Origin of the sequence: Streptomyces sp. NBC_01261 (assembly GCF_036226385.1) — a bacterium.
Taxonomy (GTDB): domain Bacteria; phylum Actinomycetota; class Actinomycetes; order Streptomycetales; family Streptomycetaceae; genus Streptomyces.
Genome location: NZ_CP108463.1, coordinates 6,815,975 through 6,828,452 on the forward strand (window position 1 = coordinate 6,815,975; position 12,478 = coordinate 6,828,452).

Genomic DNA, 12,478 nt, shown 5'->3' on the forward strand with positions numbered 1-12,478 from the left:
TCCGAGAGGGATGGTTTCCATGGACGCGATCTACACCGCCGTAGCCACCGCCACCCACGGCCGTGACGGCCGCGCGGTCAGCAACGACGGCAAGATCGACCTTCAGCTCGGCATTCCGGTCGAGATGGGCGGCAACGGCCAGGGCACCAACCCTGAGCAGCTCTTCGCCGCCGGTTACGCCGCCTGTTTCGGCAGCGCCCTCGGCCTCGTCGGCCGGCAGGCGAAGGTCGACGTCACCGACGCGGCCGTGACCGCCGAGGTCGGCATCGGCAAGCAGGGCGAGGGCTTCGGCCTCAAGGTGACCCTCCGCGTCGAGCTTCCCGACACCGTGGACGAGGCGACCGGCCGCAAGCTGGTCGAGACCGCCCACCAGGTCTGCCCCTACTCGAACGCCACCCGCGGCAACATCGAGGTCGACCTCGTCATCGAGTAGTCGCTACGACCCTCCCGTGACCCGGCGCAAAGGTGGCCGACGGCATACGCGCCGTCGGCCACCTCGTCGTACCGCACCTCACCTCACCGCAACGAGTGGGCGTGCTCCCCAAGTCCCTGCCCCGGCACCGGCGTCGGCACGGGTACGGCCCCTGCCGCCTTCCCCCGCACCACACCCTCCAGCAACAACGGCACCCCCACCACCGGCAACAACCACACCAGCACGATCAACCGCCCACCCCACACGCTGATATCGGGATGCGCGGCCTGCGTGAGAATCCCCGTGAACGCGGCCCCGATCAGGAACACCCCGAACGCCGGCCGCCGCACCGCACCCCACGCCCCCGCACCCAGCGCGGCCACAAGCATCGGCTGCCACAACTGCTGCCGCGTCCACTCCAGCCAGAAGTCCGCTTCCAGGTGCAGGAATTCGGGCCACAGCCGCGTGCGGTCGGGCCGGGCATAGTGATCGGTGAGCAGGTCCTGAAGACTGTCGGTCTGGGACGGATAGTGGAGCGCACTCGCCAGAACCAGCGTGCCCAGCGCGGCAGTTGCCCCGAGCACGGCGACCGTCACCAACGCCCGCCCCGGCGCCCGCCCACGCCGCATTCGCCCTACGGCGACCACCGCACCCGCACCGGCCAGGCACAGCCCGAGGAACAGGGACTGCGAGTGCTTGACGGTGAAGAGAAGCACCAACGAACCGCCGACCAACGAGAGCCCGACACGCGTACGTTGCCCCTTCAGCACGAGCGCGCAGCCCCACACCGCGGCCAGCGTCAGGGCCGTCATCAGCCCCTCGGTCATCGGCCGCATCGAGGTCGTCCCGCACGGCAGCACGTAGTAGAGGGCCTGCCCGGTCAGCGCGAGCGGCACCGACACGGACAACGTGCGCAGGATCAGGAAGACAAGGATCCCACCCCCGACCGTGAGGACGACACTCGCCGACCACATCCCCCAGACCGGCCCGAGCAGCGTCACGAACGGCACCAGGAACACCGGGTAACCGGGCCGCACTTCGAAGATCCGCATGAACCGCTCGGACGTGAACGGCGTGATGAACCCGCCCGTCTGCCCTGCCTGCAGCCGCGCGTTCACCCGCCGCCACTCCGCGTCCCGGCACTTCTTCGCGACCCGCGCGGCCGGGTCCTTGCCGTGGAAGTTCAGCGGGTTCACGCTCTGGTCGCGCCGCGCGTTCGCCCCCTGGCTCGCGCAGCTGTAGTCGATGGCGACGGTCGCCGCCTCACGCTCGCTCGCCCCGCGCAGACTCATCGCGTACGACAGGTAGTTCTTCGTGTCGGGGGTCGCCCGCCCGGTGACATTGGCGAGTTGGAGCACCGCGAACACCGCGGCCAGCACCAGCACCCAGGTACGCGGCCTCATGAGGACGCCAACTGGTCGTGCCCACTGGCAGGAGAGGGCACCCGCGCACCGGGCTCGGCCTGCGGCAGCCGGCCCCCGTCGCCCAGAAGCAGGGTCCGTACGACCCTCTCCGCGGCCTTCCCGTCCTCGAACTCGCAGTACCGCGACCGGAATTCGGCCCGCAGCCGCGTCGAGTCGTCGTCCCGCCAGGCACCCGACGCGAACACCCACGCCAACTCCCGGTAGGAACCGGACACATGACCCGGTGGCGCGGCGGTGACGTCGAAGTAGGTACCCCGGCTGGCCGCGTACGCCTCCCGGTCGTCGGCGTGCAGCACGATCGGCCGGTCGAGGGTGGCGTAGTCGAACATCAGGGCTGAGTAGTCGGTGACGAGCGCGTCGGACGCCAACATGACGTCCTCCACGGAGGGTTCGTCGGTCGCGTCGACCAGGACCCCGCGCCGGTGCAGGTCCGCGAGGCCCATCCCGCGCGCGGGTCCGGTCGCGAGGGACGGGTGCAGCCGGACGACGAGGGTGTGCTCCGGGCCGAGATCCTCGGCGAACCGGGCCAGGTCCAGCCGGTCGACATGCCCGCCCCGGACGTACTCGCGGCGGGTCGGCGCGTACAGCACGACGGTGTTCCCGGCGGGGATGCCGAACCGTTCCCGAACTGCCGCCCCCGCTGCGGGAGTCGCGCCGACGAGAACGTCGTTGCGCGGGCTCCCCGTCCGCGCCGAGGCGAAGTGACACGGATACGCCCGCTCCCACACCAGCTCCGAGTGCCGGTTGGCGACGAGGCTGTGGTCCCAGCGGTCGGCCCGGCGCAGCATCTGCGGTACGTCGACGCCGAAGCGCCCGCCGGGCTTGTCCAGCAGGTCGGCCGCCATGTACTTGAGCGGGGTGCCCTGGTGGGTGTGGATGTGGACGCTGCCGGGGCGCTTGGTGAGGGTGCCGGGCCAGTTGACGTTGTTCACGAAATACGTTGCACGGGCGGTGAGTTGGCGGTACCGCAGGGTGTTGAGGAGGACGTGCTCGACATCCGGCGGCAGCAACGCGGCCTGCTCCGCGTCCTGTACGACCCACACGCCCCTCAGCTGCGGGGCGATCTCCCGCGCCTTGTAGTAGACGGCGGCCGGGTCGCCGAGGACCCCGCGGTGCGAAAAGGCCGAGTACACGACGAGGTTGGGGTCCAGCGAACGGCGGGCGTGCAGCGCGCCCCAGCCGCCCTTGACCCGTCCGGCCGCCGATTTGCGGGCCTGCGACGCCCGGCGTTCGAGCTGCCGGGCGGCCCGCCCCGCCTGCCGCCGCACCCGGTACCGCGCGTAACTGCCTTCCAGGGCACGGACTTCGGCGTCCGCCTTCGCGCCCACCGGCTTGTGCCTGGCGAACAGTTCGGCCGTACGACGGAAGAACTCGGCCTTGTCGGACGGGGGCAGCCGGTCCGGCTTGGCGAGGATGTCGAGACAGTGCTCGGCCATCTTGCGGTGCAGGTACGGCAGCCAACTCGCCAGCTCCGGGCGGGAGTCGACGAACGCGAAGACCCGCTCGTACTGGTCGTGGACGTCGAAGTGCTTGCGGCTGGTGGTGGACAGGATGTTGCCCTGGCGCCGCTGCCGGTAGTTCAGGCAGATCCGGTCGAGGGTGGCGATCCGTTCGGCGCTGAGCAGCACCGGGAACGTCCAGGGCGTGTCCTCGTAGTAGCCCGGCGGGAACTCGAAGGCGTGCTTGTGCACGAACTCCCGGCGGTACACCTTGTTCCACACGACCATCAACAGGTCGAGGATCTCCGGGTGTTCGGCGACCGTGAAGGTGCCGTCGACCTCCGTGAGGACGTGCGCGAGAACGTTGCGCCGGGTGCCGCCCCACCAGTAGGTGCGCGCGTAGTCGAAGACCAGGACATCCGGGTCGCCGCTGGCGTCGAGCCGGTCGGCCATCGCGCGCAGGGCACCCGGCGTGAGGGTGTCGTCGCTGTCGAGGAAGAACAGGAAGTCGCCGGTGGCCAGGGGCATTCCGGCGTTGCGGGCGCGGCCGAGGCCGACGTTCTCCGGCAGATGCAGGACCTGCACACGCGGGTCGCGGGCCGCGTACTCGTCGAGGATCGCGCCGCACCCGTCCGGCGAGCAGTCGTTCACGGCGATCACCTCGATGTCCTGGTACGACTGCTCCAGAACCGAGTCGAGGCACTCGCGCAGAAAGCCCTGCACCTTGAAGACGGGGACGATGACGCTGAAGCGGGGCACTTCGGGTTCAGCTCCTTACGAGGGTGGCGGCGGGGGCCGGGACGCGCTCCGAGAGCGGGACCACGGGCGGCACGGTCTCCGGCGGCTCGCCGAGGAACACCCGGCGTACGACCCGCTCGGCGGCCAGTCCGTCGTCGAACTCGCAGAAACGGGACCGGAATTCGGCCCGCAGGGCGCTGGACTCCGCCCCCGCGTACGAGCCGTCGCGGAACACCTCCGCCAGCTCCTCGGGCGTGCGGGCGACCGGGCCCGGCGGCGCTTCCATGAGGTCGAAGTAGACGCCCCGCGTCTCCCGGTAGACCTCCCAGTCGTCGGCGTACACGACGATCGGCCGGTCGAGGTTGGCGTAGTCGAACATGATCGACGAGTAGTCCGTGACCAGCGCGTCGGCGGCCAGGCACACGTCCTCGGAGGAGCGGTGGCCGGTCACGTCGATGATCCGGCCGCTGCTCTTCGCGCGGCCCTGGTCGTAGAAGTAGTGGGCGCGCAGCAGCACGACCACGTCGTCGCCGGCCGCCGCGCAGAAGGCATCCAGGTCGAGGCCCGTGTCGAAGCCGGTCTGGTAGTCGCGGTGGGTGGGCGCGTACAGGACGGCCGTCTTGCCCTCCGGGACCCCCAACTCCGCCCGGACACGGGCCACTTCGTCCGCCGTCGCCGTGTAGTAGACGTCGTTGCGCGGATAGCCGTACTCCAACGCCTCGTACGAGCCCGGGAAAGCGCGCTCCCACATCTGGGTGGAGTGCCGGTTGGAGGAGATGTTGTAGTCCCAACGATCCACCCGGCCCAGCAACTTGGCGAAGCTGCCGGTCGCGGCGGCCACCACCGGGTACGTCGACTGGTCGACGCCCATCTTCTTCAGCGGGGTCCCGTGCTGCGTCTGGACGTGCACGCTGCCGGGCCGTTTGACGACGCCCTCCGCGAAGTTGGCGTTGTTCACCAGGTACTTGGCCCGCGCCAGCACCTCCCAGTACTTCCGGCTGCCGATGACGGCGTGCTCGACACCCTTCGGTACGGCGTCCACCGCGTCCGGCTCGACCAGGAACACCGAGCGGATGTGCGGGGCGAGTTCACGCGCCTTGGCGTGGATCGCGGCCGGGCTGCACGCGTAGCCGCGTCCCCAATAGGCGCAGTACACAGCCAGGTTGGGGTCGAGGCGACGGCGCAGGGCGCGGGCGTAGAGGAGCCGGGTGCGGAGCATCCGGGGGCGCGGGACCCTCCCCCAAGCTCTCGACTTCGCTCGACTCGGGGGGACCCCCATGGCCGCCCCCACCACCGACCGGTTGGCGCCGCGCAGCGCCTTGAACGCCGTGTACGCCCCCGACGCCAACAGCCGGTGCTGCACTCCCAGACTCCCGCCCGGCGCGTGGAAATCGGCGGGCCGGTGACTCCGGTACAGCCGTCCGGCCCGGCGGAAGAAGGCGCGGTGCCCGGAGGGGAGGCGCTCGGGCCGCGAGGCGGTCTTCAGCACCACGGCGAAGAGCTGCTCGAACAGCGCGTGCGACCGCTCGGGAGCCAGACCCTGGGCCGCGCCGAGCACCAACTCCACCTGGTCGAGCAGTTGATGGTGGTGCTCGCCGGGCAGGTTGAGCCGGCTGCCCTGCCTGCGCAGCAGATGCCGTACGACCACCGAGCGCAGGACCGCCACGCGCTCGGCGGCGACGGTGACCAGGCCGCCCCAGCCGAGGTCGGTGAACCGGCCCTCGGGGAAGGTGAGTCGGTGCTCGGTGAGGAAGGCGCGGCGGTAGGCCGCGCTCCACGCCGGGAGCTGCACGCCGGTCAACTGCGGTGCCTGGGAGGGGGAGAAGGCGCCCGCCGGGGTCTTCGCGAGCAGCGGGGCGGCCGGGTTGGTGGGCTCGCCCTCCCACCACGGGGTGCGCTCGTGCTCGAAGTACAGGACGTCGACGTCACCGGTCTTTGTCAGCCGGGCGTCCAGCGCGGCCAGCGCGCCCGGGGCGAGGGTGTCGTCGCCGTCCAGGAACAGGACGTGGGCGCCGGTCGCCGCCCGTAGCCCGGTGTTGCGGGCCCCGCTCAGGCCTGCGGAGGGTGGCGAGTTGACCGGCGCCACCCGGGAGTCCCGCCCGGCGTGGCCGGTGGCGACGTCGGCGGCCGGGGAGCCGGGGGCGTCGCAGACGGGGATCAGCTCGAAGTCGCCGTAGGACTGGGCGAGGACCGAGTCCAGGGCCAGGGACAGCCGGCCGGCGACCCCGTGGGACGGGACGATGATGCTGAAGCGGGGCATTCTGTTCTTTCTCCCGTGGTGCGGAGGGGGCCGGGTCAGTGCGCGCGGCAGGCCCTGGGGCGTCCGGTCGGGCGCCAGGTGGTCGGGCGGGTCGGGGTGGGACGTGACGGGCTTGAGGGCATGTGAACTCCCCGGTGTGGGAACGGCGTTCAGAGGCGGTCGGTGACGGGCTGGGACGCCGCGGGCTGCGGCACGGTGGCGAGCGGGGAGCGCGTGGGGCTCGCGGCGGTCGACGGCACCGGGTGGCGCTCGGCGAGCGGCACGACCGGCGGGAGGCCGGTCTCGCCCAACACCACGTGGCGTACGACGCGTTCGGCGGCGCGGCCGTCGTCGTAGGGGCAGAAGCGCTCGCGGAACGCGGCGCGCAGCTGGGCCGAGCGGGAGCCGCGCCAGTGGTCGGTCGCGAAGATGTCGATCAGTTCGTCCTCGCTGCGGGCGACCGCGCCCGGCGGGAAGGCGCGCAGGTCGAAGTAGGTGCCGCGGGCCGCCTCGTAGGCCTCCCAGTCGTCGGCGTGGATGACGATCGGGCGGTCGAGGTTGGCGTAGTCGAACATCAGGGACGAGTAGTCGGTGACCAGCGCGTCGGAGGCGAGGCAGAGCGACTCGACGCTGGGGTGGTCGGTGACGTCGATGATCCGGCCGGTCGCGTGGGCGGCGAGCGGGCCGTCGTGCCAGTAGTGGGCGCGGGCCAGCACGACGAAGCGCGGGCCGAGGCGGCGCAGGACGCGGTCGAGGTCGAGGTGGGCGCGCTGGACGCGCCGGTAGTCGCGGTGGGTCGGGGCGTAGAGCAGGGCGATGGTGTCCTGCGGGATGCCGAGGGACTCGCGCAGCCGGGTGACGTCGGCCGAAGTCGCCTGCTGGAACACGTCGTTGCGCGGGTAGCCGTAGGCGAGCGTGGTGTAGCTGCCGGGGTAGACGCGCTCCCAGGTCAGGGTGGTGTGGCGGTTGGCGGACAGGACGTGGTCCCACTTGTCGACGCCCTTGAGGAGTTCGGCGAAGTCCATGTCCCGTGCCGCTGCCGGGCGTTCCTGGAGGTCGAGGCCCATGTGCTTGAGCGGGGTGCCGTGTTGGGTCTGGATCATGACCTGGCCGGGACGCTTGACCAGCCGGCGGTCGAAGTTGACGTTGTTCACCAGGTACTTGGAGCGGGCCAGCGCCGTCCAGTAGGAGGCGGTGTCCGGGCGCAGCCTGCGGGTGACGGCCGGGATCGTGTGGTGGTGCTCGGGGCGGGCGATCCACGCGGTGCGGATGTGCGGGGCGTGGGTGCGGAACGCGCTCTCCAGCGCCCCCGGGTTGCAGCTGTGGCCGCGTCCCCAGTAGGCGGCGAAGACCGCGTGATCCCTGAGCGGGAGCCGGAGTTGGACGCGGTAGTGGAGCTGGAGGATCGCCGCCCTGAGTGCGCGCAGGGCCTTCGCGGTGAGCTTGACCGCGCTGCGGCGCCAGCTCATCGCCTTCTGCAGGGCGCGGAACGTGCGGTGGACGCCGAAGTGGACGAGCGTGTGGCGCATCCGGGTGCGCAGCGGGACCGGGGTGCCGGGGATGCGGTAACGGCGGTAGTGCGCGCGGGCTTTGCGCAGGAACTCGGCGCGGGTGCCGCGCGGCAGCCGGTCGGGCTTGGTGAACACCGTCGCGAGGTGGTCGACCATGCGCCGGAACAACACCGGCCGCCACTGGGCGAGTCGGGGGCGCGCGTCGACGAACGCGAAGACCCGGTCGTACTGGTCGAAGACGTCGAAGTGCTTACGGCTGGTGGTGCCGAGGATGTTTCCCTGGCGGCGCTGGCGGTAGTGGACGCAGACCCGGTCGAGGGTCGCGATCGTCTCCGCCGTCATCAGGACCGGGTAGGTCCACGGGGTGTCCTCGTAGTAGCCGGGCGGGAAGGCGAAGCCCTCGCGCTCGACGAACTCCCGTCGGTACGCCTTGTTCCAGGCCACCATGATGACCCGCAGGAGCCCGGGGCGGTCCTCCAGCCGGAAGGGCGCCGGGCCCTGTTCGGTCAACTGGGCGGCGACCTTGTTGCGTTGTGCCTCGCCCGACCAGAAGGTGCGCGCGTAGTCGAAGACCAGGACGTCCGGCTCGCCGGTCTCCTTCAGGCGGTCGGCGATCGCGCGCAGCGCGTCGGGCGTGAGCGTGTCGTCGCTGTCGAGGAAGACGAGGTAGTCGCCGGTCGCCTGTTCCAGACCGGCGTTGCGGGCGCGGCCGAGACCCTGGTTCTCGGGGAGATGGACGGCGCGCACCCGGGCGTCGCGGGCCGCGAACTCGTCGATGATCGCGCCGCAGGCGTCCGGCGAGCAGTCGTCGACCGCGATCAACTCCAGATCGGGGTACGACTGGGAGAGCACCGATTCCAGGCATTCGTGCAGGTACGCCTGCACCTTGTACGCGGGGACAATGACACTGAACCTGGGCAAGGGACATCCATGGGTCGGTCGGCGCGGGCGTTCTGCCCGGGAACGGCCGATGGAGTGACTTGGTTACGCCGGGTACGGCATACGGGGGACGCACGGTGAACGAAAAGGGGCGGGCCGGTGACGGCCCACCCCTTCGAACTATGCGCGTTTTGTGGCTATTTGACCGCTCCTGCCATCACACCGGTCACGAACTGCCGCTGGAACGCGAAGAACACGGCCAACGGGATCACCATGGAGATGAACGCACCGGGTGCCAGCACGTCGATGTTGTTGCCGAACTGGCGTACCTGCGTCTGCAGCGCGACCGTGATCGGCTGGGTGCTCGACTTGGTGAACACCAGCGCGACCAGCATGTCGTTCCACACCCACAGGAACTGGAAGATGCCCAGGCTCGCGATCGCGGGGCCGCCCAGCGGCATCACGACCCGCGCGAACAGCCGCAGTTCGCCCGCGCCGTCCAGCCGGGCCGCCTCCAGGAGTTCGCGCGGGATCTCCGCGAAGAAGTTCCGCAGCAGGAACACCGCGAACGGCAGCCCGTAGCCGACATGGAACAGGATCACCCCGAAGATGGTCCCGAACAGGCCGATTTTTCCGAAGAGTTCGGCGATCGGGATCAGCGCGACCTGCACCGGCACGACCAACAGGCTGACCACGCCCAGGAACCACCAGTCGCGGCCCGGGAACTCCATCCACGCGAACGCGTAGCCCGCGAGCGAGCCGATCACCACGACGAGGATCGTCGCCGGGACGGTGATCAGGACGGTGTTCCACAGCGAGTTGGTGATGTCGCTGTTCTCCAGCAGCGTCTTGTAGCTGTGGAGGGTGAGCTGGGACGGCTGGCTGAAGACCTTCCACCAGCCGCTCGCGCTCATGTCCTCCGGGCTGCGCAGCGAGGACAGCAGCAACCCGAGCGTCGGCACCAGCCAGAACAGGCCGACGAGGATCAGGAACACCCGGACCAGACCCCCGCTCGCCGCCGCCGCGAGCCGGGAGCCGAGCGACTCCCGCGCCTTGACGACCTCGACGGGCCCTGTCTTTCCCAGAGTTCCGGCATCCGTGGTCATCGCCGCACCTCCCGCCTGAGCCGACGCACATTGAAGAGCATCACCGGAATCACCAGCAGCAGGAGGAACACCGAGATCGCGCTGGCGATACCCGGCTGGTCCTCCGAGAAGCCCTTCCGGTACAGCTCCAGGGCCAGCACGTTCGCGTCGTCCTGCGAGGAACCCGGGGCGATGATGAAGACCAGGTCGAAGATCTTCAGCACGTTGATCATCAGCGTGACGGCGACGACCGCGAGCACCGGCGCCAGCAACGGCACCGTGACGCGCCGGAACACCTGCCACTCGTTGGCGCCGTCGACCCGCGCCGCCTCCAGCAACTCCCGTGGCACACCCGCGAGTCCGGCCGCGATCAGCACCATCGCGAACCCGGCCCACATCCACACGTACGACCCGATGATGGCCGGCGTCACCAACGACGGGCCCAGCCACTCCACTCCGTTGTAGGGCGCCTTGAAGTTGCCTGCCGGGAGCCGGAGTTGGGCCCCGTCGGCCTTGGCGGGCAGCGTGAAGGTGCCGTCGCCCGCGGCCTTCGTCGAGGCGACCACCTTGCCGTCCTTGACCGCCTCGATCCTCATGCCGCCGTAGCCGAGTTCGGACGGGTCGACGCCGCCGAGCTTGCCGACGCCCTTGCCGCGGGTGAAGTCCTGCCAGGTCGTGCCGGTGATCTTTCCCGGCTCAGGCTTCGCCGCTACGGCCTTCTTCGCGCCGTCGGGCATCTGGTCGGGGGCGACGCCGACCAGCGGGAGCGTGACGGTCTGGCCGGTGTGGACCGTCGTACTGGTGATGAAGGCGCCGTGGTCCGCCTTCAGCGGCGACTCGCGGCCCGGGTGGGCGTTGGGGAACGCCGACGACGAGACGAACGTGTCGTGGATGCCGACCCAGACCGCGTTGGCGACGCCCTTGTGCGGGTCCTGGTCGTAGACGAGGCGGAAGATGATGCCGGCGGCCAGCATCGAGATCGCCATCGGCATGAAGACGACCAGCTTGAACGCCGTTCCCCAGCGCACCCGTTCGGTCAGCACCGCGAAGATCAGACCGAGGGCGGTGGCGACCGTCGGCGCGAAGATCACCCAGATGACGTTGTTCTTCAGGGCGGTGCGGATGCCGTCGTCGGTGAACAGGGCCTTGTAGTTGTCGAATCCGGCGAATCCGTCACCGGCCTGGTTGCCGAAACTGCGGACCAGCGAGTACCCGATCGGGTAGACCACGAGCGCGCCGAGCAGCACCAGGGCGGGCAGCAGGAACAGCACCGCCACGGTCCTGCTGGTGCCGGTCACGCTCTTGCGGTTGCGGGGAGGGACGGAGGCCCCGGGGGCCTCCGCCGCAGCCGATGCCATCTCGGCTCAGCTCCCGCTCGCGTACGCCGCCGCCGCGTCCTTCTCCAACTGCGCCTGCGTGCCCGCGACATCCGTCGGGTTCTTCAGGAAGTCCTGGAGGTCCTTCCACTCGCCCTTGCCGGGCGTACCGCCGAAGGACTGCGGGGCCTGGTCGGACATGTCGAAGCGGAAGTCGTCACCGGCCGCGACCAGCGACTTGGCGATCGTCCGCTGCACCGCGTTCGGGTACGCCGAGTCCGGCACGTTCTTGTTGGGGGAGAGATAGCCGCCGAGCTTCGCCTGGATCGTCGCCGCGTCCGGTGAGGCGAGGAAAGTGGCCAGTGCCTGGGCCGCCTTGGAGTCCTTCAGGATGACGGCCGCGTCGCCGCCGGAGACCACGGGCGCGGTGGAGCCGACCGACGGGAACGGGAACACCTTCGCGTCGGTGCCCACCTTCGCCTTGGTCTCACCGATGTTGACCTGCACGAAGTCGCCCTCGTAGACCATCGCGGACTTCGGCTGGTCGCCGCCGTTGAAGGTCTGCGTGACGGACGCGGGGAACTCGGTCTGCAGCGCGCCGTTCTGGCCGCCTGCGATGTAGGCCTTCTTGCCCCAGATCTGGGCGAGCGTGGTGAGGGCCTGCTTGACGGAGGGGTCCGTCCACTTGATCTTGTGCTGGGCGAGCTGGTCGTACTTCTCGGGGCCGGCCTGCGACAGATAGACGTTCTCGAACCAGTCGGTGAGCGGCCAGCCGTCCGCGCCCGCGATCGAGAACGGGGTGACCCCGGAGTCGTAGATCGTCTGCGCGGTGGTCAGCAACTCCGCCCAGGTCTTCGGCTCCTTGGCGCCCGCGTTCGCGAAGACCTTGGCGTTGTACCAGATCAGCGACTTGTTGGCGGCCTTGTAGTAGACGCCGTACTGCTTGCCGTCGACCTTGCCGATGTCCTGCCAGCCCTGCGAGTAGTTCTTCTGCAACTCCGCGAGCGCGTCGGCGCCGAGGGGCTTGGCCCACTTCTTGTCGACGGCCTGCTTGATGGCGCCGGGCTGCGGGAGCATCGCGACGTCCGGCGGCTGGCCGCCCGCGATCTTCGAGCCGAGGAAGTTGATGATCGGGTCCTGCGCGGGCACGAAGGTGACCTTGGCACCCGTGCGCTTCTCGAACTCGGAGAGCACCGCCTTGAAGTTCTTCTGCTCGGCACCCGTCCACACGGCGGCCACTTCGAGGCTCGCGCCGTTCAGTTTCGGGAGGGTGACCGTGCCCGCGGTCTCCGAGGGACTGCTGGATTTACTGCTGTCGCTCTTGTTGTCACTGCCTCCACAGGCGGCGAGCGAGAGCGTCAGTGCCCCGGCGGCGACAACTGCCGCTGTACGTACGGTGGTGCGTGTCCGGTGTGTGCTGCTCGTGCTGCGCATC

General features: G+C 70.1%; 8 protein-coding genes. 1 reads left to right on the forward strand and 7 read right to left on the reverse strand.

Going from position 1 to position 12,478, the window contains the following annotated elements:
• Window positions 1–19 precede the first annotated feature (19 nt).
• Window positions 20–433 (forward strand): organic hydroperoxide resistance protein, encoded by a 414-nt coding sequence (locus tag OG226_RS30325; RefSeq protein WP_019056748.1) that lies wholly within the window; start codon window positions 20–22, stop codon window positions 431–433.
• 83 nt (window positions 434–516) lie between these two features.
• Here OG226_RS30325 and OG226_RS30330 read toward each other — a convergent pair whose 3' ends face one another.
• From OG226_RS30330 to OG226_RS30360, 7 genes are all read right to left on the reverse strand, one after another.
• The gene (locus OG226_RS30330; protein WP_329350624.1) at window positions 517–1,815 is read right to left on the reverse strand and encodes a hypothetical protein; all 1,299 of its coding nucleotides are present in this window, start codon (window positions 1,813–1,815) and stop codon (window positions 517–519) included.
• Window positions 1,812–4,034, reverse strand: a complete 2,223-nt coding sequence (locus tag OG226_RS30335; RefSeq protein WP_329350625.1) for a bifunctional glycosyltransferase/CDP-glycerol:glycerophosphate glycerophosphotransferase — start codon at window positions 4,032–4,034, stop codon at window positions 1,812–1,814. The genes OG226_RS30330 and OG226_RS30335 overlap by 4 nt, the downstream gene beginning before the upstream one ends.
• Window positions 4,035–4,041: 7 nt before the next feature.
• Complete coding sequence (locus tag OG226_RS30340; RefSeq protein ID WP_329350626.1) at window positions 4,042–6,273, reverse strand: bifunctional glycosyltransferase/CDP-glycerol:glycerophosphate glycerophosphotransferase; 2,232 nt, start codon at window positions 6,271–6,273, stop codon at window positions 4,042–4,044.
• A gap of 149 nt (window positions 6,274–6,422) precedes the next feature.
• Window positions 6,423–8,684, reverse strand: coding sequence for a bifunctional glycosyltransferase/CDP-glycerol:glycerophosphate glycerophosphotransferase (locus tag OG226_RS30345; RefSeq protein ID WP_329350627.1), 2,262 nt, complete (start codon window positions 8,682–8,684; stop codon window positions 6,423–6,425).
• Window positions 8,685–8,839: 155 nt separating this feature from the next.
• Entirely contained in the window at window positions 8,840–9,748 is a 909-nt protein-coding gene (locus OG226_RS30350; RefSeq protein WP_327403611.1) for a carbohydrate ABC transporter permease, read from the reverse strand.
• Window positions 9,745–11,085, reverse strand: coding sequence for a carbohydrate ABC transporter permease (locus tag OG226_RS30355; protein ID WP_328682926.1), 1,341 nt, complete (start codon window positions 11,083–11,085; stop codon window positions 9,745–9,747). Before OG226_RS30355 ends, OG226_RS30350 begins: the two co-directional genes overlap by 4 nt.
• A gap of 6 nt (window positions 11,086–11,091) precedes the next feature.
• Complete coding sequence (locus OG226_RS30360; protein ID WP_328682927.1) at window positions 11,092–12,477, reverse strand: ABC transporter substrate-binding protein; 1,386 nt, start codon at window positions 12,475–12,477, stop codon at window positions 11,092–11,094.
• Between the last annotated feature and the right edge of the window lies 1 nt (window position 12,478).

Excerpts from the sequence above, each read along its gene's own strand:
- OG226_RS30325 (WP_019056748.1), top strand. The coding sequence starts at position 20 with ATGGACGCGATCTACACCGCCGTAGCCACCGCCACCCACGGCCGTGAC.
- OG226_RS30330 (WP_329350624.1), bottom strand. The coding sequence starts at position 1,815 with ATGAGGCCGCGTACCTGGGTGCTGGTGCTGGCCGCGGTGTTCGCGGTG.
- OG226_RS30340 (WP_329350626.1), bottom strand. The coding sequence starts at position 6,273 with ATGCCCCGCTTCAGCATCATCGTCCCGTCCCACGGGGTCGCCGGCCGG.
- OG226_RS30350 (WP_327403611.1), bottom strand. The coding sequence starts at position 9,748 with ATGACCACGGATGCCGGAACTCTGGGAAAGACAGGGCCCGTCGAGGTC.
- OG226_RS30355 (WP_328682926.1), bottom strand. The coding sequence starts at position 11,085 with ATGGCATCGGCTGCGGCGGAGGCCCCCGGGGCCTCCGTCCCTCCCCGC.
- OG226_RS30360 (WP_328682927.1), bottom strand. The coding sequence starts at position 12,477 with ATGCGCAGCACGAGCAGCACACACCGGACACGCACCACCGTACGTACA.